The 24,122-nt window shown below is 55.3% G+C and carries 23 protein-coding genes; 10 read left to right on the top strand and 13 right to left on the bottom strand.

The window, feature by feature from the left end:
* Positions 1 to 8: 8 nt before the first annotated feature.
* Positions 9 to 1,736 carry an acyl-CoA dehydrogenase gene (locus tag ACTF5M_RS05450; protein WP_438960057.1) on the bottom strand — a complete coding sequence of 576 codons (1,728 nt, stop codon included), beginning with the start codon at positions 1,734 to 1,736 and terminating at the stop codon, positions 9 to 11.
* Between the two features lie 117 nt (positions 1,737 to 1,853).
* On the opposite strand from ACTF5M_RS05450, the gene ACTF5M_RS05445 reads away from it, so the two are divergent.
* Positions 1,854 to 2,777, top strand: coding sequence for an L-threonylcarbamoyladenylate synthase (locus tag ACTF5M_RS05445; protein WP_438960056.1), 924 nt, complete (start codon positions 1,854 to 1,856; stop codon positions 2,775 to 2,777).
* Positions 2,778 to 2,783: 6 nt separating this feature from the next.
* On the opposite strand, the gene ACTF5M_RS05440 is transcribed toward ACTF5M_RS05445, so the two are convergent.
* Positions 2,784 to 3,362: a YqgE/AlgH family protein gene (locus ACTF5M_RS05440; protein WP_438960055.1), complete on the bottom strand. Its 579-nt coding sequence runs from the start codon at positions 3,360 to 3,362 to the stop codon at positions 2,784 to 2,786.
* Positions 3,363 to 3,414: 52 nt separating this feature from the next.
* Between ACTF5M_RS05440 and ACTF5M_RS05435 the strand changes: the two genes are divergently transcribed.
* Positions 3,415 to 4,284, top strand: a complete 870-nt coding sequence (locus ACTF5M_RS05435) for a protein-disulfide reductase DsbD domain-containing protein (protein WP_438960054.1) — start codon at positions 3,415 to 3,417, stop codon at positions 4,282 to 4,284.
* Here the strand turns inward: ACTF5M_RS05435 and ACTF5M_RS05430 are convergent.
* The 4 genes from ACTF5M_RS05430 to ACTF5M_RS05415 form a co-directional block, all read right to left on the bottom strand.
* Positions 4,281 to 7,679, bottom strand: coding sequence for an efflux RND transporter permease subunit (locus ACTF5M_RS05430; protein WP_438960053.1), 3,399 nt, complete (start codon positions 7,677 to 7,679; stop codon positions 4,281 to 4,283). The two genes, ACTF5M_RS05435 and ACTF5M_RS05430, sit on opposite strands and share 4 nt — an antisense overlap.
* Complete coding sequence (locus ACTF5M_RS05425; protein ID WP_438960052.1) at positions 7,679 to 9,130, bottom strand: efflux RND transporter periplasmic adaptor subunit; 1,452 nt, start codon at positions 9,128 to 9,130, stop codon at positions 7,679 to 7,681. Before ACTF5M_RS05425 ends, ACTF5M_RS05430 begins: the two co-directional genes overlap by 1 nt.
* Positions 9,131 to 9,234: 104 nt before the next feature.
* Entirely contained in the window at positions 9,235 to 9,786 is a 552-nt protein-coding gene (gene moaB, locus ACTF5M_RS05420) for a molybdenum cofactor biosynthesis protein B (RefSeq protein WP_438960051.1), read from the bottom strand.
* Complete coding sequence (locus tag ACTF5M_RS05415; RefSeq protein ID WP_438960050.1) at positions 9,783 to 10,550, bottom strand: uracil-DNA glycosylase; 768 nt, start codon at positions 10,548 to 10,550, stop codon at positions 9,783 to 9,785. Before ACTF5M_RS05415 ends, moaB begins: the two co-directional genes overlap by 4 nt.
* 101 nt (positions 10,551 to 10,651) lie before the next feature.
* Between ACTF5M_RS05415 and ACTF5M_RS05410 the strand changes: the two genes are divergently transcribed.
* From ACTF5M_RS05410 to plsY, 4 genes are read left to right on the top strand one after another with little or no spacing between them, the layout of a single operon-like run.
* Positions 10,652 to 11,602, top strand: coding sequence for an aspartate carbamoyltransferase catalytic subunit (locus tag ACTF5M_RS05410; protein WP_438960049.1), 951 nt, complete (start codon positions 10,652 to 10,654; stop codon positions 11,600 to 11,602).
* The gene (locus tag ACTF5M_RS05405; RefSeq protein ID WP_438960048.1) at positions 11,599 to 12,150 is read left to right on the top strand and encodes a hypothetical protein; all 552 of its coding nucleotides are present in this window, start codon (positions 11,599 to 11,601) and stop codon (positions 12,148 to 12,150) included. The genes ACTF5M_RS05410 and ACTF5M_RS05405 overlap by 4 nt, the downstream gene beginning before the upstream one ends.
* Positions 12,151 to 12,157: 7 nt before the next feature.
* Positions 12,158 to 13,423: a dihydroorotase gene (gene pyrC, locus ACTF5M_RS05400; protein WP_438960047.1), complete on the top strand. Its 1,266-nt coding sequence runs from the start codon at positions 12,158 to 12,160 to the stop codon at positions 13,421 to 13,423.
* Positions 13,424 to 13,428: 5 nt separating this feature from the next.
* Positions 13,429 to 14,010, top strand: a complete 582-nt coding sequence (gene plsY / locus ACTF5M_RS05395; protein ID WP_438960046.1) for a glycerol-3-phosphate 1-O-acyltransferase PlsY — start codon at positions 13,429 to 13,431, stop codon at positions 14,008 to 14,010.
* Here plsY and ACTF5M_RS05390 read toward each other — a convergent pair whose 3' ends face one another.
* The 3 genes from ACTF5M_RS05390 to ACTF5M_RS05380 all read right to left on the bottom strand — a co-directional run bounded on the left by ACTF5M_RS05390 (position 14,011) and on the right by ACTF5M_RS05380 (position 16,694).
* The gene (locus ACTF5M_RS05390; RefSeq protein WP_438960045.1) at positions 14,011 to 15,381 is read right to left on the bottom strand and encodes a glutamate--cysteine ligase; all 1,371 of its coding nucleotides are present in this window, start codon (positions 15,379 to 15,381) and stop codon (positions 14,011 to 14,013) included. It abuts the gene before it with no gap.
* A 72-nt stretch (positions 15,382 to 15,453) separates the two neighbouring features.
* Entirely contained in the window at positions 15,454 to 15,975 is a 522-nt protein-coding gene (locus ACTF5M_RS05385; RefSeq protein ID WP_438960044.1) for a hypothetical protein, read from the bottom strand.
* Positions 15,972 to 16,694 carry a 16S rRNA (uracil(1498)-N(3))-methyltransferase gene (locus ACTF5M_RS05380; protein WP_438960043.1) on the bottom strand — a complete coding sequence of 241 codons (723 nt, stop codon included), beginning with the start codon at positions 16,692 to 16,694 and terminating at the stop codon, positions 15,972 to 15,974. Before ACTF5M_RS05380 ends, ACTF5M_RS05385 begins: the two co-directional genes overlap by 4 nt.
* Positions 16,695 to 16,706: 12 nt before the next feature.
* Here ACTF5M_RS05380 and ubiA point away from each other — a divergent pair, with 12 nt between their 5' ends.
* From ubiA to ACTF5M_RS05365, 3 genes are all read left to right on the top strand, one after another.
* Entirely contained in the window at positions 16,707 to 17,660 is a 954-nt protein-coding gene (gene ubiA, locus ACTF5M_RS05375) for a 4-hydroxybenzoate octaprenyltransferase (RefSeq protein WP_438960042.1), read from the top strand.
* A gap of 61 nt (positions 17,661 to 17,721) precedes the next feature.
* On the top strand, positions 17,722 to 19,596 hold the full coding sequence (locus tag ACTF5M_RS05370; RefSeq protein WP_438960041.1) for an OmpA family protein: 1,875 nt from the start codon (positions 17,722 to 17,724) through the stop codon (positions 19,594 to 19,596).
* Entirely contained in the window at positions 19,596 to 19,925 is a 330-nt protein-coding gene (locus ACTF5M_RS05365; RefSeq protein WP_438960040.1) for a hypothetical protein, read from the top strand. Before ACTF5M_RS05370 ends, ACTF5M_RS05365 begins: the two co-directional genes overlap by 1 nt.
* Before the next feature lie 4 nt (positions 19,926 to 19,929).
* On the opposite strand, the gene ACTF5M_RS05360 is transcribed toward ACTF5M_RS05365, so the two are convergent.
* The 3 genes from ACTF5M_RS05360 to pgsA are packed head-to-tail and all read right to left on the bottom strand — an operon-like array spanning position 19,930 to position 21,277.
* Positions 19,930 to 20,364 carry a molybdenum cofactor biosynthesis protein MoaE gene (locus ACTF5M_RS05360; RefSeq protein WP_438960039.1) on the bottom strand — a complete coding sequence of 145 codons (435 nt, stop codon included), beginning with the start codon at positions 20,362 to 20,364 and terminating at the stop codon, positions 19,930 to 19,932.
* A 5-nt stretch (positions 20,365 to 20,369) separates the two neighbouring features.
* A complete protein-coding gene (gene moaD / locus ACTF5M_RS05355; protein ID WP_438960038.1) occupies positions 20,370 to 20,615 on the bottom strand; it encodes a molybdopterin converting factor subunit 1 in 246 nt (81 codons plus the stop codon).
* Positions 20,612 to 21,277, bottom strand: coding sequence for a CDP-diacylglycerol--glycerol-3-phosphate 3-phosphatidyltransferase (gene pgsA, locus ACTF5M_RS05350; protein WP_438960037.1), 666 nt, complete (start codon positions 21,275 to 21,277; stop codon positions 20,612 to 20,614). The genes moaD and pgsA overlap by 4 nt, the downstream gene beginning before the upstream one ends.
* 482 nt (positions 21,278 to 21,759) lie before the next feature.
* Here pgsA and ACTF5M_RS05345 point away from each other — a divergent pair, with 482 nt between their 5' ends.
* Positions 21,760 to 21,951 carry a hypothetical protein gene (locus ACTF5M_RS05345; protein WP_438960036.1) on the top strand — a complete coding sequence of 64 codons (192 nt, stop codon included), beginning with the start codon at positions 21,760 to 21,762 and terminating at the stop codon, positions 21,949 to 21,951.
* Positions 21,952 to 22,038: 87 nt separating this feature from the next.
* Here ACTF5M_RS05345 and uvrC read toward each other — a convergent pair whose 3' ends face one another.
* Positions 22,039 to 23,895 (bottom strand): excinuclease ABC subunit UvrC, encoded by a 1,857-nt coding sequence (gene uvrC, locus ACTF5M_RS05340; RefSeq protein WP_438960035.1) that lies wholly within the window; start codon positions 23,893 to 23,895, stop codon positions 22,039 to 22,041.
* Between the last annotated feature and the right edge of the window lie 227 nt (positions 23,896 to 24,122).

Below are 24,122 nucleotides of genomic sequence, written 5' to 3'. Positions count from 1 at the left end.
GCACATGACTAGGCGAGCAGGTCCTCGGTGGAAAGCGCATAAAGATCATCAGCACCTTCGCGCGCATGGGCAAGAAGGCCTGTGTGCTCTGGCAACAACCGCTTGATGTAGAACCTCGCAAGTCGCGCGCGGCTACTATCAGGTCCCGCAGCAAGAGCCGCCTTAAGGTGATAATGTCCTCCAAGAACCCGCGCAAACCCGCGCAAATAAGGCACCGCACCGGCAAAGCGGTGGTTGCTATCTGATTGTGAAACCATCCACTCGGTTGTCTCACGCAAAGTCTCGGACGCCTCCCAAAGTGGGCCAGCAAGGCTTTCATGCGTACCGCGGCAACCTTCCGCTTGGGTTTGTACTTCTTCAATCAACGCAAAGGCAGCATCTCCGCCGTCCGCAAGTTTTCTGGCCACAAGATCCATCGCCTGAATGCCGTTAGTGCCCTCGTAAATCGCGGTGACGCGCGCATCGCGGCTGTATTGAGCGGCACCTGTTTCCTCAACGAAACCCATTCCCCCATGCACCTGAATGCCCTCAGCCGCCACGGCCATGCCAACGTCGGTCCCGAATGCCTTGGCGATCGGCGTCAGAAAGGCGGCCCGTGCGTGCCAAAAGGCATCGCTGCTGGCCGTTCCCATATCAATCGCTGCAGCGCAGGACAGCGCAATTGCACGCGCCGCAAATAGATCAGCTTTCATCGTAGCCAACATCCGGCGCACATCTGCGTGGTCAACGATAGCGCCAGTAGCGACCGCATCATTTGGTACGGTCGCGCGGCCTTGCTTGCGGTCCCGCGCATAGCTTAACGCGTGTTGAAGCGCCCCTTCTGCAACTCCTGTGCCCTGAATTGCTACACCGACCCGGGCGTTGTTCATCATGGTGAACATTGCCGCCATACCAGCATGCTCCGCCCCAACAAGCCAACCAGTTGCACCATCATATTGCATCACCGCAGTGGGCGACGCGTGCAAACCCATCTTATGCTCAAGGCTGACCACATGCAGCGCGTTGGCTTGGCCAGCATCGCCATTATCATCGGGTAGATACTTCGGGACCATGAACAGACTAATGCCTTTGGTTCCAGCAGGCGCATCTGGCAAGCGCGCCAAAACAAGATGGCAAATATTTTCCGCCATGTCGTGATCACCGTAGCTGATGTAAATCTTTTGCCCCGTAATCTCGAATGTTCCATCACCGCGCGGCACCGCTTTGGTGGTCAGCGCACCAACATCACTGCCGGCTTGCGGCTCGGTCAGGTTCATCGTTCCGGACCATTCGCCGCTAATCAGCTTGGGCAAATATGTCTGCTTAATCTTTTCATCCGCGTGCGCTTCAAGCGCCTCAATCTGGCCTTGAGTCATCAGCGGGTTCAATTGCAGCGATAGGCATGCGCTCGCCATCATCTCATTCACCGCCGAGGTAAGCGTTAGCGGCAGGCCCATCCCGCCGCCATCAGGGTGCGCAGAAATTCCCATCCAACCGCCATCCGCCAAGGCGCGATACGCCTCTTTGAAGCCATCGGGCATAACAACAACGCCGCCTTTCAACACCGCATGCTGAATATCGCCTACGCGTTGCAGCGGGACCAAAACTTCTTCGCAGACTTTGCCAACCTCAGACAAAAGCGCGTCGGTTATATCGCTGCTTACGTCCTCAAAACGGGCCGTTGCGCAGATATCTGAAAACCCAACAATGTGGTCGAACAAAAATTTATACTCAGCAAGAGGCGCGACATATGGCATGAAAACTCCGGTAATTTACGCAGGCTTGGCAATCTAACCCCATAAGCGTAAGTCAGTCTGCACGGCCACAGCATCGCGCGGCCACCGACCTCAATCAATGGAAACGCGGCGTCATAGATGGAAACGAAACTGCTCAAGACCGCCCAAGAAGCAGGCACACTTTTGGCCCAAGGCGGGTTGGTGGGGTTCGCAACCGAGACAGTCTATGGGCTTGGCGCCGACGCAACGAACGCAACTGCCGTGGCGAGCATTTATGAGGCAAAAGGACGGCCAAGCTTCAACCCGCTGATCATACATGTACCAAGCATTGCCGATGCCGAACCCTACGTAGAAATGAACGAGATCGCACAACGCCTTGCCGCCGCATTTTGGCCCGGGCCCTTAACACTTGTGCTGCCCCTGAGGCCCAATTCAGGCATTTGCGATCTGGTCACCGCAGGCCTTTCAACCGTGGCAATCCGCGTGCCTGATCACGAACAAGCGCGCGACGTTTTGCGCTCAGCAGGCACACCGGTCGCAGCGCCCTCTGCAAACCCGTCAGGTCGCATCAGCGCCACAACAGCCCAGCACGTTATGCACGGTTTAGGCGGCCGAATTGATGCCGTGTTAGAAGGGGACCCTTGTAGCATAGGCTTGGAGTCCACAATCATTGCTGTGGCACCCACACCAACTGTCCTGCGGTTTGGCGGATTGGCCTTGCGTGACATCGAAGCAATCACCGGCCCACTTTCCCACGACACAACACCCGCTGCCGTCGCCGCCCCCGGCCAGCTCAGCAGCCATTACGCACCGCGCCAAGCGTTGCGCATGGATGCCGTCACCGCAGAGGCAGACGAAGTGCTGTTGGGTTTCGGAGAAGTGAGATGCGATCTTAACCTATCGCCAAGTGCAGATTTGCGGGAAGCGGCAGCCAATTTATTCACCCATCTGCACAGCCTTGATCGCCTTAACCAGCCCATCGCCATGTCACCTATACCAGATCACGGACTGGGCCGCGCTATAAACGACCGATTGCGCCGCGCCGCTGCACCGCGCGATTAAGGTGACCTAGGCCTGTCCGCCAACCACCGACAAAAGCCGCGGATCAATCCCCAGCATATCAAGCGCGACCGATCTTTTGTCATCGCTTGGCGTATCGAAAACAAGCGCGCTATCTGCCTCAACCGTAAGCCATCCATTCATCGATATTTCAGCCTCTAGTTGGCCAGGACTCCACCCCGCGTAGCCCATCGCCATAACCATGCTGCGCGGCCCAACGCCTAAGGCAATATCTTCCAAAATATCCCGCGTAGCAGTCATTCCAACACTATCTGATACCTGCAAGGTGCTGTCGTTGCCTGCGTAATCACCGCTGTGCAACACAAAGCCGCGCCCCTGCTCAACCGGACCGCCGTAATACATTGGCAAGCTCTCAACTGGCTTAAGCGGCTCAATTTCAAGATGCTCCAGCAACCCTTTGAATGTCACCTTCTTGGTCGGCTTATTCAGGATCAGTCCCATCGCCCCTTCAGACGTATGATCGCAAATATAGACCACGCTGCCGGCAAATCTTGGATCATCCATGCCGGGCATTGCGATCAATACGTGACCTACCAAGGTGGTTTGAGGAAAAGTTGAGTCGCTCATGCCATCACCATGAGACACCAAAGAACCATCGGCAAGCGCGCATCGCTGACATATGCTTGTCGTGAACGTGATTTCCAAAACGCGGCAAGCTGCGTATGAAGTGGATGTAATGACGAACGCCCTTACAAAATACGCAGCCACATTTGTGGCCACCCTTTTGGGGTGCACAACCGCGATCGCCTCAGACGCGGCAAGCGATGCGGCTTCCATTGATGTGCTCGGCGGGTGGCGTGAGGCTGACGGCACGCATATGGCGGCACTGCGGATCACCCTAGCGGATGGGTGGCACACATATTGGCGCAGCCCTGGCGACGCAGGTGTACCGCCTGCGTTTCATTGGGGCGGCACACGCAACGTTGATACTGTGAAATTCCACTGGCCCGTCCCTGATGTGCATGTTCAAAACGGGATGCGCACTCTGAGCTACACTGATCAAGTTGTTATCCCGATCACTGTAAGTCCGAAAAACGATGGCAGCATGCGGATCAAGGGCAAGGCAGAAATCGGTGTGTGCAAAGATATCTGCATCCCCACAACACTGCGGTTTGATGGCCGGCTACCGGAAGTCGGCGCGCTTGATGGGCAGATCGCCGCTGCGCTCGTGGAGCAACCCCTAAGCGCGCGTGAGGCAGGCGCCAAACGGCCCATCTGCACCATCACGCCCGCAGACGACGGTGTTGTTTTGACGGCATCTGTTACATTGCCCAAACAAGGCCCCAGCGAAATAAGTGTGCTTGAGGTGGCCAACCCAAATGTATGGGTGTCGGAGGCCGAAACCATCCGGACTGGCGGCACAATTTCGGCAACCGCAACGCTGCTTGAGGCGAACGGTAAACCCTTCATTATAGACCGAAGCGGCGTCATCATGACTGTTTTGGCCGGTGGTCAGGCTGTGGAAATCAAAGGCTGCACGGGCGGCTAAGCGCCGCTTACCTTTTTGCTGGAGCGCATAGTGAACATGATCGCTGTCGCCATAAAGACCAGCACACCCGCACCCAAAACAATTCCCGCAAACCAACCGAGCGCGGCCAATGCGCTTGCCGCACTACCCCACGCCAAATTTCCAGTCGCCATGACCGAACCAAGTGTTGCCGCAAAGCCCAACGCGACCACCAGACCAAGCACCAAAACTGGCAGCACAACACCGCGCGCACGCGCCCCAAAACGCCCCCGCGCGCTGACGGCGCGCCTTGCTGCTTCTGACAAACGGCGCACGTCCATTTGCATCGCGATTAATGAGGGCACGATTAACAGAACAAGTGCCATCCCAACGCCTAAACCGTAAACGAGTGTGATCACGGTTGGCTTCAAGAACTGTGCTTGGCTTGAGGTTTCATAAAGTAGCGGCATCAGGCCCAACACGGTGGTCAACGTGGTCAACAATACGGGCCGCAAGCGGTCGCAGACCCCGTCGATGATTGCCGGTCCAAGGCCGCGATCTTTGGCATAATCATCGATGGTTGTGACAAGAACGATTGAATCGTTGATCACAATCCCAATCATCCCGATCAACCCGACAACTGTGAACATCGATAACGGAACGCCCCACTGCCAGTGGCCATAGATTGTTCCAATCAACCCAAACGGAATAATGGCCATAACAACAACGGGCCGCGTCCAACTACCGAAGACCCACGCCAGAGCCAAAAAGATGCCAAGTAGTGACAGCATCAACCCTAGGCGCGCATCGTTCAAAAACGTGTCTTCGTCCTCAGAGGCACCAGAAAACTCGTAAGACACGCGCAGATCCGCTTCAATTTTGGGAAGGATTACTTCGCGAACAGTATCAAGAATTTCATTGGCACGGGCCGCGTCATCTTGGTTCAGCTCACCTGTAACCGAAACCAATGCCACACCGTTTTCACGGTTCACCGTGCGGAAACCCGTGCGCCGTTCAACCTCAACGATATCAGCAAGCGGTACGTATTGCCCTGTAGCCGAGCGAACCAACATCTGGCTCAGAAAGTCTTGGGTTAAAGCTGCTTCGGGCAACTCCACACGGATCGTCGCACTGCGCGCACCAACTGGATAAGTAGCCGCCTCAATGCCATTTAGACGAGCGCGCAGATCGCGGCCAAGCCCGTCAATTGTAAAGCCTAAGGCCTGCCCTTTTGCCGTCAACTCAAGGATCAGCTCCTCTTTGTCGTAGGGCAGATCATCTTCCACAGCGCTTACTTCGGGGAACTGAACAAGCTGTTCTTTGAGAGCGCCGCTTGCGTCTTTCAGTGTCTGCGCATCAGCGCCATAAAACTGAACGTCAATCGCATCCCCACCACCCGGGCCGCTGCCCCAACTGCGAAAACTAATCGCCTCAAGCTGTGGATGGCGCGCAACGCGGTCCTGCAAATCAGACACAAAATCGCGGCTTGAATACCCAACACGCAGGTCAGCATCGATAAGTTCAATACTCACGCCACCTAATTGATCTTTCTCTTTTGTCTCAGAACCCGAAATTGCCCGTCCCGCGTTTCCGCCAATTTCGCCCAAAACGTAATCAACAGGGTTTGCCCCGATACGGGCCTCAACTTCAGCGCCCAACTCATCAATCGCCTGTTGCATCAAACGCATTTGCGCCAGCGTATCGGCCCGCACAGCACTATCCACCATCGCGAAATTACCCGTGACCGAACCACGTTCAGGCGCATTGAAAAAACGCCACTGCACATCGCCCTTGATGAACAAAACAGAGGACAACGCCAGCATCACAAGTGCGCCTGCGAAAACGGGGTAACGTGCCTTGATCACACCCGCAATGAATGGGCGGAACATCGTCTCGCGGAACCAGTCAAACCCACGGTTCACAGTTCGGCTTGGCAAATCGTACCAACGTAATTTGTCCCCATGCGCCAGCGCACCCGCCATGTGGTGCGGCAAAATAAAGAAGCACTCAACCAAAGAAGCGATCAGAACAGCAATCACCGTAAAGGGAATATCGCTGATCAAATCACCAAATCGGCCGCCAATCGCCACCAGGCCGAAGAATGCAATGACAGTCGTCACAGTGGCGCTGAACACAGGAGATGCCATTCGGCGCGCTGCATTTTCAGCCGCAACGATCGGGGCCTCGCCAAGCCGTCGCGCTCTGAAATCAGCGTGCTCACCCACAACAATCGCATCATCAACGACGATCCCGAGCGTAATGATAAGCGCGAAAAGGCTAATCATATTAATCGTCAAACCAGCGGCATACATGATGGCAATCGCCGAAAGCATGGCCACTGGAATGCCCGCAGCAACCCAAAACGCAGTACGGGCGTTCAGGAACAAAAATAGCAGCAACACCACGAGGCCCAGCCCCGTCAGGCCATTTTCAATCAGGATATTGAGGCGGCCACTGATCGCCTCGGCGCGGGTGCGGATCAACTCAACGCTAACCCCCGCAGGTAGATTAAGCGACATTTCATCGGCCACGCTTTGGACCTGTTCTTGGATGTTAATCGCATCCCCTTGATCCGAGCGATCCACACGAATGGAAAGTGCAGGTGCATCTCCCACGAAGTAGGCACGCTCGCGGTCAATGCCCTCAACGCGGACCTGCGCTACATCACCAATTGTTAGTGCGGCACCACCCACATCAGAACGCAAAACAATCGCCGCAATTGCGCGCGCATCACGTTTAGCGACACCCGTTCGTACACGCGCTGTGGCGCCCACATCACCTGCAGGGTCAGCTGTGACCTCAGCACCAATGGCCTGGGCGATGTCGGCCATGGTCACGTCGAAACGGATCAAATCCGTTTGGTTCACCTCAACAACTGTGTTGGGAGCCGCAACACCGCGGATGGTGGCGCGCGTCACCCCTTTAGCAAAAAGGCGGTTCACAAATTCATCAGCCAACAGCCCAAGCTGCTCAACACCAATGGGTCCAGTTATGACAACATCCGTAACGCGGTCGCGCCACGTACCACGCCGCACACGCGGATCATCGGCGTCTTCGGGCAACGTGCTGATCGCGTCAACAACACCCTGCACGTCATCCGCCGCACGCGACATGTCCCAGCCCGGCTCAAAATCCAACGTGACGGACGCACTACCCTCGCGTGAGACTGCCCGTGAACTTTGCACACCCTCAACACCCAACAACGCAGGCTCAACCACCTGTACGATGGCCGCATCGACATCTTCAGCGCCGGCACCTTGCCAGCCCACCGAAACCGTAACGTTGTCGACAACAACATCAGGGAAAAATTGCGCACGCATTTTGGGCAGCGATGCCGCCCCCAACACAAGCATAACGACCAACAATAAATTCGCAGCCGTTTTGTGCCTCGTAAAATACGACAGAACCCCGCCTGTGGATGCACCAATATCGCGCATCAGCTGCCCATCCGTGCTTCAATCCGCTCCACCACGCGGGCAGGAACCACATCCTGATTAAGTTGGGCCAAAACTCTGTCTTTTGCGGCCTTAGGCATGCGCGTATTGGCATTGATAAATGCGACAAGCTTGGCGCGCCGTTCCGGCGTCAGCGCAACGGTCTGCGGCTCTTCAACAACGGCATCGGCGCGCAGCGGACGGACTTTGATACCCGCGCCCAGAACCGGAGAGCGCGCAGTCACGACCTCGCGGCCTTCCATATTACGTGCGCGAACCAATACGAAATCGCCCTGACGACGAAGAACCTGAGCCTGCACCACTTCCAAACGCTCATCCTCGCCCAGCACAAGCAGCTCACCACTGGCATTCACCGCCGCAGCAGGCAGGCTGACAACCCAGTTCAACGCGGGCTCTGCAATACTAACGCTGACGAAATCACCGGGGCGCATCCCCCGTGGGTCATTGAGGCGCGCAAACACCAATCGGCCCGTTTGCCCCTCACCAACACTTGCACCTTCGCGGGCAATCACGCCGCTGCTTTTCATATCGGTGCCCAAAACGTCAAGCGTGACGGTGACCGGCGCTTGCGTCAAAGCGCCAGCATCATCCAAAAGCCGTGCGTATTGGGTCGTGGACAGACGAAAGGCCACCTCCAGTTGTGCGGGATCAACAAGCTGCGCAAGCGCCGCCCCTTGTGCGGCACGCGTACCTTCCACCACAGCCACATCGGCCAAGGTGCCATCAAATTTTGCGCGGATCTGCGTGTCCGCTAGGCGACGCTCTGCCTCCATACGCGAAATCTCCAGCCGCTCAATTTGCGCATCGGCACGGTCCACACGTGCCTGCGCCTGCTGTACTGCTTGTCTGCGGGTCAAAATAGCTTGATCAGCTGCAGCAACCGCTAATTCAGCAGCCTCGACAGCAGCATCTGTGCCGACACCGCGATCCTTTAGGTCCTGCTGCCGCACCAGCGCACGGCTGCGCAAATCGCGCTGTGCGGTCACGCCAACCAGATCATCTTTTGCCAAAACCAAAGCCGCTGTTGCCTCGCGCTGTTCGGCAAGCGCATCAGACACATCCGCTTTAACGCGTGCCAACGCTGTTTGTGCTTCAAACGGGTCGATGCGTACCAGCAACTCACCCTCAGAAACACGACCGCCTTCCGTAAAGTTAGGTGAAACTTCAATAACGGGGCCTGCGACTGCTGCGCGCAAATCAAGGGTGCGGCGGCTTTCGATTTGACCGAACACTGTCATCTCAGGGACGACTGTTGTCGGCTCAAAGGGAACGACATTTACTGTAAATGTCCGCTCGCGTGCTGGTCTAGCGAACGGTGTTTGTGCCGCTTTTTCGCGAACAGCGCTCACCACCGAGTAGCCAGCAAAGCTGACCAAGCCCGCGGTCAACGCCAACATCACCACGCCCATAAGGCTACGCATCAAGAATCGCATCGCATTATCCCAATTGTCTACGGTAGGATTTAGGCCCTTTTGGCGATTTACCAAATCTTTAACGAACCAGAGCCGCGTTTCCGTCGGTCATCTGCACAAAAACTTCACTTCCGGCGTTTGTGTTCATCGAGGCGGGGCATGATTTCCACAAAATTACAGGGACGGTGGCGGTAATCGAGTTGCTTGACCAAAATCTGGTCCCACGCGTCCTTGCACGCGCCAGTGCTACCTGGAAGTGCGAACAAATACGTCCCGTTTGCAACGCCTCCGGTCGCCCGGGATTGAATTGCGCTGGTGCCGATCTTCGCCATGCTTACATGGGTGAAAACTGTGCCGAATGCATCGATCTCTTTTTCATAAACGTCCCTGTGTGCCTCCACGGTGACATCCCGCCCAGTCAGGCCCGTACCTCCCGTAGATATAATCACGTCAACGGCCTCATCATCACACCAAACGCGCAGAATATTCGAGATTTCCGTCTGGTCATCTTTCACGATGTTGCGCGCAACCAATTGGTGACCTGCCGCTTCAAGGCGCGCCACAAGCGTATCGCCGGAGCGGTCATCGCCAGACGTGCGCGTATCACTGACCGTAAGCACCGCAATTCGCACGGCTATGAATTCGCGCGTTTCATCAATCCGGCTGGCTGAACTCATGGGCCATTTCCCTTCAGGCGCGCGCGCACATCGAGCAGGTCAGCCCACGCCTCGCGCTTTACGGCGGGGTTGCGAAGCAAATACGCTGGATGGAACATCGGCATTACCGGCAATCCTGTTGCCTCGGCCCATGTGCCGCGCAGACGGGTCACACCTTTGCGATCAAGCAAGGCCTGACAACTTATGTTACCCATCGCGATCAGAACTTTCGGAGCCGCCAGCGCGATATGACGCATTAGGAAAGGCTGCATCATCGCAATCTCAAGCGACTTTGGATCACGGTTAGACGGAGGCCGCCACGGGATAACATTTGTGATGTAGACGTCTTTTGTGCGCGAAACGTCAATCGCGCCCAACATCCGGTCAAGCATGGCACCAGCAGCGCCAATGAAAGGCCTGCCCGCAATGTCCTCTTCGCGGCCCGGTGCTTCACCCACAACCATCAACGGCGCGCCCACAATGCCGTCACTGAACACCAAATTTTGCGCGCCTTTTTTTAAATCACAATGCTCAAAGCCCGCGATTGCGGCTTTCAACTCATCCAGATTAGACGCGGCCTGCGCGGCTTTTTGCGCCTCGGCGACGACATCTAATTTTGGGGTAATGACAGGTGCTGCGGGCTCAACCGCTTTTGCAGCTACTTTGGGCGTTTCTGCAGGCACGTCATAGCGGTTGATCGGCGCGTCACTGATGCATTCATCAGCACCCAACTCCACCTGCCACTCCAGCGCGGCAAGGCCGCTGTGCCAATCCAATGATTCCATGTGGCTAAACGTATGCGCAGCCATTGAGATGGTAAACACCTTGCCGCGCTTTGGATGGGCTCATATAAGGCTCTGAACATCATGTTGAGGGGACTTAAGACATGGGATGGCGCGCCAAACACCTGCTTGGAATCGAACAACTCGCCCCTGATGAGATTACGACCCTTCTTGATCTGGCGGACCAATATGTTGCGCTGAACCGCCAGCCTCACAAGCATTCTGATGTGTTGGCAGGTCTGACACAAATCAACATGTTTTTCGAGAATTCGACCCGGACCCAAGCCAGCTTTGAGTTGGCGGGCAAACGTCTTGGCGCGGATGTGATGAACATGGCCATGCAGGCCAGCTCGATCAAAAAGGGCGAAACCCTGATTGATACGGCAATGACCCTGAACGCAATGCATCCCGATTTGCTGGTGGTGCGCCACCCTCATTCGGGCGCGGTTGATCTGTTGTCGCAAAAAGTAAATTGCGCAGTGCTGAACGCGGGCGATGGGCGCCATGAACACCCCACGCAGGCGCTTTTGGATGCCTTGACCATTCGGCGCCGCAAGGGACGGCTTCATCGTCTCAACATCGCGATTTGTGGCGATATCGCCCACAGCCGCGTTGCGCGCTCAAACATCATGTTGTTGGGCAAAATGGAAAACCGCATTCGCCTTATCGCACCGCCCACGTTGATGCCCGCAGAAATTGACCACTTCGGCGTCGAAGTGTTCGACAACATGGAAGAAGGCCTTCAAGACGTTGACGTTGTGATGATGCTGCGCCTTCAGCGCGAGCGGATGGACGGTGGCTTTATCCCATCTGAGCGTGAGTATTATCACCGCTATGGTCTGGATCAGGCAAAACTAGACAACGCAGCAAGCGACGCAATTGTCATGCACCCAGGTCCAATGAACCGAGGTGTTGAGATCGACGGCGAACTTGCCGATGACATCAACCGTTCGGTCATCCAGGAGCAAGTCGAAATGGGCGTCGCTGTGCGGATGGCCGCGATGGAATTGCTTGTCCAAGCCAGCCGCGAAACAGCCCAAGAGGTTGCAACATGAGCTGGCTCAAGCGCGTTGAGGCCGACGAAGCCGGCATCGTGCGGCTATATGCGGTCGCTCTCCCTGCGGCTGAAGCGAAAGCCCTAACTGCACATGACGTACAGCAGGCCCTTAACGCACCCAAACTAGATACAGATTTTGTCGAAATCTTCAGCGTAAATGACCTCGAAGACATCGGCCTGCGCGGCTATATGGAAACCGGCCTTGGCATCGCATCGCGTAATATCGACCCCTATGCAGAACGAATTGTGGATGTAGACGGCTATGTCGTCGTCGTTCTGTCCAAGGCATTCGCAGGGCAGGTCACATCACTTGCCCATAAGCACCCGCTGCGACCAATTGGTGCTTTCAAAGAAGCAGGCGCGCAAACGCCTACCATCACCTTAGAAAGCGATGCGGCGGTCACCCCGCCAGAAGTGGATGACACCGGCCCCGAGGGTAAGCCGAAAAAGAAGAAAAGTGACGCGGCGATAAGCGGCATGATCGCCACCTATGCATTGCTGACGATGTTCGCCCTTGTTGGCCTTATGATCTGGATCGCAGGATAAAGACAAAATGACCACGACCTACATCAACGCCCGCCTGATCAACCCCGCAACGCGCACAGATGCCTTCGGCAGCCTCACGGTAGCCAACGGGCAGATCACAGCGATCGATGGACCGCAAGTTGGGACTATTATTGATCTGGACGGGGCGTGCCTTGCACCGGGCATCGTTGATATTGGCGTAAAAATTTGTGAGCCAGGAGAGCGTCACAAAGAGAGTTATGCTTCTGCGGGGGCCGCGGCTGCCGCAGGCGGGGTCACCACAATTGTAACCCGCCCCGACACAGACCCCGCAATTGATACGCCCGAAGTGTTAGAGTTCATCGCAAAGCGCGCAGAAAAAGACAGCCCCGTCAAAGTGCACCCCATGGCGGCCCTGACAAAGGGACGCGCAGGCAACGAAATGGTTGAGATAGGCTTTTTGCAAGACGCGGGTGCAGTAGCGTTCACAGATTGCGATCACGTCATCACCAACACCAAAGTTTATCAACGCGCATTAACCTACGCACGATCACTTGGCGCACTGGTCATCGGCCACGTGCAAGAGCCAACCCTGAGCAAATGCGCCTGTGCAACAAGCGGCAAATTCGCCTCGTTGCGCGGGTTGCCAGCCGTGTCACCTATGGCTGAGCGTATGAGCCTTGATCGTGATATCGCGCTGGTAGAAATGACCGGTGCGAAATACCACGCAGATCAGATTACAACCGCACGCGCGATCCCCCCCCTAAAACGCGCCAAGGCGAATGGTCTGGATGTGACGGCAGGTGTCAGCATCCATCACTTAACGCTGAACGAACTGGACGTGGCCAACTACCGCACGTTCTTTAAGATCAAGCCTCCTCTGCGTTGCGAAGATGACCGCATTGCAATGATCGAGGCGCTTGCGGATGGAACTATCGACATCATCCATTCTATGCACACCCCCCAAGATGAGGAAAGCAAGCGCCTGCCATTTGAGGAAGCCGCAAGCGGTGCGGTTGCTCTTGAGACCCTGTTTCCCGCAGCGCTTCGGGTTGTCAATTCTGGCATGATTGATCTGCCGACGCTCTGGGCTGCCCTGTCGCTCAACCCCGCAAACCGGCTAGGCCTTGCGCAAGGTCGCCTTGAAGTTGGCGCGCCTGCCGATCTGGTGGTGTTTGATCCCAGCGCACCTTTCGTTATGGATCGGTTCAAACTGAAATCGAAATCCAAGAACACGCCGTTCGACGGACAACGCATGGAAGGTCGGATCATCGCAACGCTCGTTGACGGTGAACTGGTCCACGGCACCCTATGACAATCATGACACTCGTTCTTGCCGCACTTGCAGGCTATCTCTTTGGTGCAATTCCGTTTGGCATTGTGATGGCCAAAGTGTTCGGGCTTGGTGATTTGCGGGCAATTGGGTCCGGCAACATTGGTGCGACGAATGTTTTGCGCACCGGAAACAAACTTGCTGCCTTTCTGACCCTGATCCTTGATGCAGGCAAAGCGGGCATTGCTGTCTTACTTGCCGGTGCTCTTTTCGGAGAACTTGCAGGACTGGTGGCGGGGCTGGCCGCATTTGTCGGCCATTGCTATCCGGTCTGGCTGGGCTTCAAGGGTGGTAAAGGGGTCGCCACTTTCTTTGGCCTGATTTTCGCCGCTTGCTGGCCTGTTGGTTTGGCCACTGGTGCCACTTGGCTCGTCATTGCCGCCCTCAGCAGATATTCGTCTCTGTCTGCACTGATCGCCAGCGCGCTTACACCGGTCTATGCGGCGACACTTGGAGGGACACTCATGGTGCCCTTCCTCATCGTCTTGGCTCTACTGATCTTTTGGCGGCACACCGAAAACATTCAGCGCCTATTGAAAGGCACCGAAGGTAAAATTGGTAGCAAGTAATCAGTAGCTGTATTCGCCGTAGATGCGAGACAGATCACCGTCCCATTCACCCTTATAGCGCGCAAGCAATTCATCCGCTGGCGTCATGCCTGTTTCCAGCGTCTCATGCAGTGCGTTCAGGAAATGCGTCTCATCAGGAACCATGCCACCTGCGCCCGCTTTGCCGCGCGCCTTCAGGCCGGCTTCGGCAATGGCAACCAGCTCACGTGCCAGATCAGCCATAACAATACCGTCAACCTTAGCCTGCAATCCGTCTACCGATGCCGCGACGCGAAGCGCTTCACGTTGTTCGGCGCTCCAACCTTTGCAAAGGTCCCAAGCCGCATCCAGCGCGCTTTGATCGTAACAAATACCGACCCAAAACGCAGGAAGCGCACAAAGTCTACGCCATGGGCCACCATCCGCTCCGCGCATTTCCAAGAACTGCTTGATCCGCGCCTCTGAGAAAATTGTCGTGAGGTGATCGGCCCAGTCAGACAACGTCGGCTTTTCACCAGGTAGCGCAGGCAACTGCCCTTTCAGAAAGTCACGGAACGACATTCCCAAGGCGTCCACGTACTTTCCGTCGCGGTAGACAAAATACATCGGCACATCGAGCGCATATTGCACCCAAGCCTCAAACCCGAACCCTTGCTCAAATACAAACGGAAGCGTGCCCGTGCGCGCATCATCCAGATTGCGCCAAATACGGCTCCGCCAAGATTTATGACTGTTTGGCTTACCCTCAAAGAACGGTGAATTTGCAAAAAGGGCCGTGGCAACAGGTTGCAGGGCCAAGGCGACGCGCAGCTTTTGCACCATGTCCGCCTCTGAACCGAAGTCGAGGTTCACCTGAACAGTGCAGGTCCGGTACATCATTTGTTTGCCGTGCGTCCCAACCCGGTCCATGTAATCCGTCATCAGCTTATAACGGCCTTTGGGCATCACCGGCATTTGCGCGCCGCTCCATACGGGGGCTGCACCCAGGCCAATAAACTTTACGCCAATTTCGTCCGCAATCGCGCGCACTTCTGCGAGGTGCGTGTTCACTTCATCACAAGTTTGGTGAATATTTTCCAGCGGCGCACCGGACAACTCAAGCTGGCCACCCGGCTCAAGGCTGACGTTTGCACCGCCTTTTTCAAGACCAATGATGTTGCCCGCCTCAACCACCGGAGACCATCCAAAGCGCCCTTGAAGCCCTTCTAGAACCGCCTTGATCGACCGCTCACCCTCATAGGGCAAAGGCAGATGGCTGTCTTGGCAATATCCAAATTTCTCATGCTCGGTCCCAATACGCCAAGCATCCTTCGGCTTGCAGCCTTTCTCCAAAAGCGCTGCAAGATCATCGTGGTGTTCGATTGGGCCGCCGCCGCTTTGTGGAATAGACATACGCAAAGTCTCCGCTGGAGTGGGTCAAGGTATAGAGTGCGTGGCCTCGCCAGACGCGCTTGTCAATGGGCGTTACTGCACAGCCGTATGCGCACGGGCATCTTTGGACTGCCAGATCAAAACCATCGGCACATCCTCGGCCATAGCGCGGCGCGGCGCATCAAGATCAACCCCATCAAGGGACGAAAGCGCGTCATATATAGTCTCGGCCTTCGCAGCACTGTTGGGCACGGTCAGTGACGGCGCGCCGCGCGCATCGAACTGCCAATACAAAACGCCGCGGTGCTTGTGGATCATAACGCGGATCAACTCATTGATAGAAACCACGCCGCCACCATCAGGTTCAAAATATGCGATCTGCCTTTCGGTGACCTCGACAACGCCTGCGCCACCACGCCCGAACGGAAAGCGTGCACGCTGCACGCCCTGCACGGTGACCGCAGCACCAACAATCATCAAAAGGCCGCCGGCCCAAGGCGTTAAACCAAAAGAAGTCACCGCCACGTAAAGCCCAAACGACACAAGGCCTAAGCCCACGAGCACTTCACGCCATTTAGCAAGAAAAGCTAAAACTTCGGGGCGGATAAAATTCATGCCCAATCCCCTTTGCTTTGCTGCCACAGCGTCAGCGCGGCAACAGCAGCCGTATCTGCGCGCAACACCCGAGGTCCAAGCGATAGCGTCTGCACGAAAGGTAGCCCAAGCAAGCGGCTCCGCTCTTCGGGTGAAAAGCCGCCCTCCGGCCCGATCAAGATAGCAGCGGGTGCCGAGGCAAGACTTGATAGGTCAGCCGTTGCGCGCCCTGCCAGTGTTTCGTCGCAAAAAATCAGTTGTCGCACCGGATCCCATGCGTCCAGCACCGCGCTTAACTTTTGCAAAGGGGCCACGGTGGGCACATAAGTCCCGCCGCATTGCTCAGCCGCTTCAACAGCATGCGCTTGCAACCGGTCTTGGCGAATCCGCTCTGCGTTGGTGAACTGGGTTTGAACGGGAAAAATTTTTGCGGCGCCCATCTCGGCCGCTTTTTCGACAATGAAGTCCGTGCGCGCCTTTTTAATCGGGGCAAACATTAACCAAAGGTCCGGCGGCACACTTTGTTCTTGGGCCTGCGCAAAGCAGGTCAAAACGCCGCCACGCTTAGCGGCTTGTGTGATTTTTGCGTCCCATTCGCCGTTCGCACCGTCAAAAACAGAAATCACCTGCCCCACTGCCAATCGCATTACACCAAATAAATAGTGCGCTTGTGATTGTTCCAAAGGAACTATTTGATCCTGCCCCAACGGGTGATCTACATATAAACGAACTTTCGCCATGGAGCGTACACTATGACCGACACCCCCCAAGGCCAAGTGGCAGATGCCGTAAAAGATAATTGGGTCGACAAATTTGCTCCGCGCGCGACACGCCCGTTTTTGCGGCTGGCCCGTGCAGACCGCCCGATCGGGACCTGGCTGTTGCTGTTGCCGTGCTGGTGGGGCTTGGCCTTGGCGATCTTGTCTACGGGGCGCGCGTCACTGGCTGATCTGTGGATTGCATTGGGTTGCAGCGCGGGTGCGTGGCTGATGCGCGGTGCGGGCTGCACATGGAATGACATCACAGACCGTCACATTGACGCCTCCGTTGCGCGCACACGGTCGCGACCACTACCGTCGGGACAGGTAACAGTGAAGGCCGCACTGATCTGGCTGGTTGCCCAATGCCTTGTTGCTTTTGCGATTTTGCTTAGCTTCAACACCGCAGCAATTATCTTGGGCATAGCGGCCCTGCTGCCCGTGGCGATCTACCCCTTTGCCAAACGGTTCACTTGGTGGCCGCAGGTATTTTTGGGACTTGCCTTCAACTGGGGCGCACTGCTGGCTTGGACGGCAAACACAGGCAGCTTGGGCTGGCCCGCAGTCCTGCTTTATGTCGGAGGGATTTTCTGGACGCTGTTCTACGATACGATCTATGCCCACCAAGACACCGAAGACGATGCGTTGATCGGCGTGAAATCAACCGCGCGATTGTTCGGAGACAATAGCCCCAAATGGCTGCGCGCCTTTTTGGTGTTAACCGTCGTCAGTATTGGCGCAGCTTCTATGATGGTCACCGTACCATCTGGTAGTGTTTTGGCTGTGGTCGTGGCTTTGGGTGGCGCGTGGGCGCTTGGCTGGCATCTGGCGTGGCAACTTACGCGCTTCATACCCGATGACAGTGTCCGCTTGATCATGCTGTTTCGCTCGAACCGAAACGCAGGCTTGCTCCCTGTGCTATTTTTTGCCGTTGCTGCTTTACTCTGATTGCGCCTGCTGACGGGGCATCGTAAAGGTTGGCATAATCTAATACGGAACATGACGCACAATGGCTGTGAACGCCCTGATTTCTACGATTGGCGCCCTTACTTTGGGTGCTGCAGGGGCGGTCCTTGCCTCGAATGCTGTGGTCCGATTGGTGGAAGACCGCTCTGCGCTTGCGGTTGATCAAGTGTTTTTGGAAGAAAGCGTGCCTTGGGCCAGTATCGAAACAGATGGGCTCAGCGTAATCTTATCAGGCGAAGCCCCCGATGAGGCCGCACGTTTCAGAGCGCTTTCAGTTGCCAGCACAGCAGTAGATGCATCGCGACTGATTGATAACTTTGTGATTGCGCAAGTTGATCAGACCCGCGCGCCGGATTTTTCCATTGAACTACTCAAAAATGATGGTGGCCTGTCGTTGATCGGGTTGATCCCCTCCGAAGTTGACCGTGATGATTTGGTCCGTGACATTGCGCGCACCGCACGCGGCGCAGAAGTCTCAGACCTACTAGAGGTTGCCGACTATCCCGTGCCCAACGGCTGGGAAGACGCTACGCGCTTTGGCTTGGCGGCGATGCAAAACCTTGATCGCTCAAAAGTTTCAATCACCGCAGAGCGCGTCACGATCATCGCTGCAACCGACAGCCAAGAAGAAAAAGCCCGCATTGAGGAAATCCTCGAGGGGGAGTTACCCGCAGGGCTTGAACTGAACCTCAGCATAACCGCACCGCGCCCTGTTATTTCGCCTTATACCCTGCGTTTCATTATTGATGCGCAAGGCAATGCACAGTTTGACGCCTGCGCTGCAGGAACCGAACAAGTACGCGGACAATTGGTTGGTGCAGCACGTAGTGCAGGGCTAATTGGTGACGTAGATTGCGTGCTGGGCCTTGGCATGCCGAGCCCACGTTGGGGCCGCGCAGGTGCATCAGCAATCGCAGCCGTGTCCGAGATGGGCGGCGGCGGCATTACGATCTCCGATACAGACGTCACGATCGAAAGCCCCGCCGGTTTTGATGAAGAAAAATTCAACTCAATTGCATCTGATCTAGAGAACGAGCTGCCCGAAGTGTTCTCGCTTCAAGCCATCTATGTGCCGGACCCCACCGCGAACGACGCCACTGAGCAGCTGGAATTTCTGGCCACGCTGTCGCCTGAAGGCCAAGTGCAACTGCGCGGAGCGGTTAGCAGCGAGTTCCTGAAATCATCTGTGGAAAGCCTCGCGCTTGCAAAGTTTGGTGCCGACCGCGTTTACAACGCAATCAAGGTTGAAGCAGGTCTGCCAGATGGCTGGCCCTTGCGCGTTCTTACTGCAGTTGAAGCTCTGTCGGAAGTGAACAACGGCGCCGTGATTGTTCAGGGGGACGTTATCCAAGTACGCGGCAACACTGGTAATACGCGCAGCCGGTCCATCATCAGCCGCATTCTGGCCGATAAGCTTGATGGCGAAGGCACTTTCAAGATCGACGTGGACTACAAGGAAGAACTAGACCCGATCGCGTCTCTCCCGACCCCCGAAGAATGCGTCGCGCAAATTGATGCGATCCTTGCGCAAACAAAAATTACGTTCGAGCCCGGTTCCAGCACAGTTGATGACGCGGGCCGTACCACGATTGATCGAATTGCCGATGTGCTAAAGGCCTGTGTGAATGTTTCGATTGAAATTGCAGGGCACACCGATAGCCAAGGTAGTGAAGAGCTGAATGCGCGCATCTCGCAAAGCCGCGCTGATGCTGTGCGCACCTCTCTTGTGACCCGCCGCCTTCCGCCGGAAAGATTGACAGCGGTTGGCTATGGCGAAGCAACACCGATTGCTGATAATGGAACCGAAGAAGGCCGTGAAGCAAACCGCCGCATTGAATTCACCCTTTCAGCAAAGACCACCGATGAGGCCGAAGCGACTGAAGCTGAGCCCGCAACCGACGAAACAGGACAAGAGTAATGAACAGAACTGAGTTTATCGTGGCAATTGCAGCCATCCTGTTTGTTGCGTTCATTCTGGGATGGTTCGCCCATTGGTTGATCAGCCGTTTCACCCGCGTGTCACAATCTGACGTAGGCGAGCTGGATAAGCTTGCGCAGTCTTTGCATGAAGCCGAAGAAACCCGCGACCAAGCGATTGCATATTTGCAGAAGCGCGAAGCCGAAATGAGCAACCAGATGGCCCAAACAGAAGCTGAGCTGCGGGCAGCGATGGATGGTTTGCGCGATGCACGGCATGAAGCTGAAGAATTACGCGCCTATATCGAGCGCGCCAACAAAGCAAAGTAGTGCCCTACCAGCGTTTCAGCGACTCTTCGTCTTTAACGGTACTTTCTACCCAGTTCTCACCAGCGGCCGTTGTTTCTTTTTTCCAAAACGGCGCGCGCGATTTCAGGTAATCCATCAAGAACGTAGCAGCTTCAAAGGCTGCATCCCTATGACGACTGGCCGTGGCCACCATCATGATCTGCTCATCAGGCTGCAGCGATCCAAAGCGGTGGATCACGAGGACATTGCTTAACTGCCAACGCGCCTCGGCCTCAACTGCAATTTCGCGCAAGGCTTTTTCGGTCATAGCCGGATAATGCTCAATCAGCATTTGCTCTAGTCCGCCCGCCACGTCGCGGACAAGCCCCGTGAATGTGACAACAGCGCCTGCGCCATTCGGATCAAAGCCATTCAGCTCAGCACCCGCATCAAAACGTTCTTGCTGCACACGAACGTCCATCGTCCTTAGCCACCTGTCATGGGGGGGAAGAAGGCAACCTCGCGCACATCTTTCAAGGACGCGTCAAAATCAGACAACTCTTGATCAACCGCAACACGCAGAGCACTGATATCTGCAAATGCCGCCTCATAACGGGCTTCACGTGCGCGCAACTCATCGACCAGCTCGGCTACTGTTGCAGCATCCGTCGTGATCTGTTCCTGAGGCAGGCCAATACGTTCACGAACCCATGCGAAATAAACAACATTCATTGAGGATCTCTCAGAAATGGTAACGATTTACGGAAATAGTCCCAGCCTGTGATCAACGTCAACAATGCCGCAACCCAAAGAAGGACCAAACCTACGGACCAGCTCAGGTGCCAGCCCATCTCTTTCCATCGAAGACCAACAACGTCTTCAATGTCGCCCGCCAAAATACCATCAACCATCTCAGACGTCATGCCCACAGTCTGTTCAATGAAGTAATGTTCAAAGGCACCCTTAGAAAACAGAACCGCAATAGCCAGCATCTGCGCGGTCGTTTTCCATTTCGCAAGCTTGGTAACCGCCAGGGTTTTGGCGTCATCGCCCAAGAACTCACGCAAGCCACTTACGAACACTTCACGAAATATGATGACGCTTGCAGGTAAGAGCAGCCACGGGTCCATCCCAGAAAAGCCAACAATAATCAGCAGCGCTATCACCACCATCGCTTTGTCCGCAATCGGGTCAAGCATCGCACCAAAGCGGCTCGTTTGGTTCCACAAGCGCGCAAGGTAGCCATCAAAAAAATCTGTCAGCGCCGCGAGGCCAAACAGAACCAGCGCAAACCAATCAGCCCAAGGCCGATTGAAATACAAAAACATTATGACGACGCCAAAGGCCGCAAAAAGGCGCAAGACGGTCAGGATATTTGGCAAAGTCCACTTCATATCCTTGATCTAGCCCAGGATTCTCTGCGCCGCCACAGGTTCTTTTGCGACATATCGAACAATTCCCGCCTGAATTATTACAAAGCACCCCACCGCGCTGAAACATATCGCGGCGGTGTAACATTCCTTGTGAGCGCCGTTTTCATAGGAATTACGCCCACAAGGCTTGCGCACACAAGAGCTGATCACGGCGGCATGATGTTCGTTTCCACAAATATCACCTGCGCATGACAGGCCTATCATGCCCCAAAACAAACCCCATATACAGCTCATCCGAGACATGCATTAACGCCTCATTCATCACTCACAGGGCAATATAGCCCAAACAAACGAACGCCTTAGAAAGGGTGCCGAAAGAAATTATTCTGAAGCTCGCAACTGTATTCACAGCCATTGCAATCGCCGCTTCCGCAACTGCAGCATCTGCTGACCAACTCGCCAAATCTGCAGGCGTTAGCGCCGGTGTTTAGGCCGATACAACATTGGTTAACATCATTAACGCCCGCCAAGGCCAAGACGTGGCACAGCTGAACTTCTTCTTGGGCCAGACCCTCGACAGCGTCCGTGTCTCAAGCCGCGGCACATCAGTTGATTTTGCATCGCTGATCGAAAACGCTGAGCAAGACAACGACACAGCCCGAGTGGCGTCACTGAAATCCCTTGCGAACTTCTAAGTCCCGCGCAGCCTCTGGGATACCTCCCTGTCCCCAAGAAGGGCGTCTCGCGAAAGCGGGGCGCTCCTTATTGGTGGGGGGATGACGCTAACGCTCGTTAAAGTGGTCATAGATTGTTTGCGCCATGGCCTCGGATATTCCGTCGACCGATTTCAAATCCGCAAGCGCGGCACGGCCAACCGCCTTGGCCGAGCCAAAATGCATCAGCAGTGCCTTTTTACGCCGCGCACCAACGCCCGGCACATCATCCAAAGGTGTCCCGCCGATCGCTTTTGACCGCTTTGCCCTGTGGGTACCGATGGCGAAACGGTGTGCCTCGTCACGCATACGTTGAACAAAATAAAGTACAGGATCGTTATGGCGCAGCGCCATTACCTGTTTACCCGTACGGTGGAATTCTTCTTTGCCCGCGTCCCGATCAAGACCCTTGGCGACACCGATCATCGGGATATCACCAACACCCATTTCTTCCATAATTTCGCGTACAGCGCTGACTTGTCCCGCCCCACCGTCGATTAGAAGAAGGTCAGGCCAATCGCCTTTACTTTTGTCAGGATCCTCTTTGAGCAACCGCTTAAAGCGGCGGCGAAGAACCTCTTTCATCATTCCAAAGTCATCGCCGGGGGTCAGATCATCACCGCGTATGTTAAACTTGCGATAACTGTTCTTCATGAACCCTTCAGGGCCCGCAACGATCATGCCACCCACCGCATGTGCGCCTTGAATGTGAGAGTTGTCGTAGACCTCAATGCGTTGCGGCTGCTTGGGCAACTCGAATGCCTCAGCCAGCCCTTTCAACAACTTCAGTTGGCTCGCGCTTTCCGCCATTTTCCGCGCAAGGCTTTCGCGGGCATTGCGTGCAGCCCCCGCCAAAAGTTCCATTTTCTCACCGCGTTGCGGAACAATGATCTCGACACGGCGTTCTGCCTTTTGGCTAAGGGCCTCAACCACAAGGTCTTCACTCTCTACAGCATGCGACAGGATCACCTGCTTCGGCGGTTGTTTATCGGCGTAAAATTGTCCGACGAAAGCCTCCATCACTTCCGTGTGAGAAACATCTGCAGCAAGACGCGGATAGTAGTCGCGATTGCCCCAGTTCTGATTGGCCCTAATGAAGAACACTTGGACGCAAGCCTGTCCGCCTTCCATGTGCAGCGCAATCACATCTGCCTCTGACACGCCGCGCGGATTAATCCCTTGGGAGGTCTGTACTTGCGTCATGGCCCGCAACCGATCGCGTAGTGCCGCGGCGCTTTCAAACTCCATAGCCTCTGCCGCGTCTGCCATATCTTTGGCCAGCTTTTCTTGTAGCCCTGTCGTTTTCCCCGACAAGAAACGCTCTGCGTCTTTGACACTAGCGGCGTAATCCTGCCCTGAGATTTTGCCAACGCATGGCGCACTGCATCGCTTGATCTGGTAGTTCAAACACGGCCGTGTCCGCCCCTCAAACTGACTGTCAGAACAATCACGCAGCAAGAACACACGCTGTAACTGGTTCAACGTTCTGTTGACCGCGCCAGCACTCGCAAATGGCCCATAATATGCGCCCTTAGTCTTCTTAGCGCCGCGATGTTTGCGAATTTGCGGAAACTCATGATCTTTGCTCACCAGAATATTTGGAAAGCTTTTGTCATCACGTAGCAGCACATTGTACTTAGGCTTAAGCTGTTTAATCAGATTTTGCTCGAGAAGCAGGGCCTCTGTTTCAGTCTGGGTGGTCAGAAACATCATCGAGCGTGTCTCAGAAATCATACGCGCGGTACGTCCAGAATGCCCTGAGGGGCGCGCGTAATTGCTCACACGATTTTTGAGATGACGGGCCTTACCCACATAAAGCACCCGATTTTGCTCATCAAGCATCCGGTACACACCTGGCGAGCCATCAAGCATGCGCAGATAATCATGGATCAGTTCATGTCCAATAAGGGGGGCTGCGTCGGTCATAAGTCAGGGTCTGCGATTCTGTATATGGCTGCAACTGTGAATGGCGGCGTGCAAGAGAGAATAGATCCACGGATACTGTGGATAAGTCGGTGAGTAAGATATCAGATCATGCGATTTCGCCAATGTTTTTAGACATTTCCTTGATTTGCACAAAAATTAAGCACGAATGTAACTTACTGAAATAGCTCAGTATTTAATTTAAAAATTGCAAATTATTGTTTTTATTA

This window comes from Nereida sp. (assembly GCF_965655635.1).
Taxonomy (GTDB): domain Bacteria; phylum Pseudomonadota; class Alphaproteobacteria; order Rhodobacterales; family Rhodobacteraceae; genus Nereida.
This window is presented reverse-complemented; position numbering and strand designations above follow the sequence as displayed.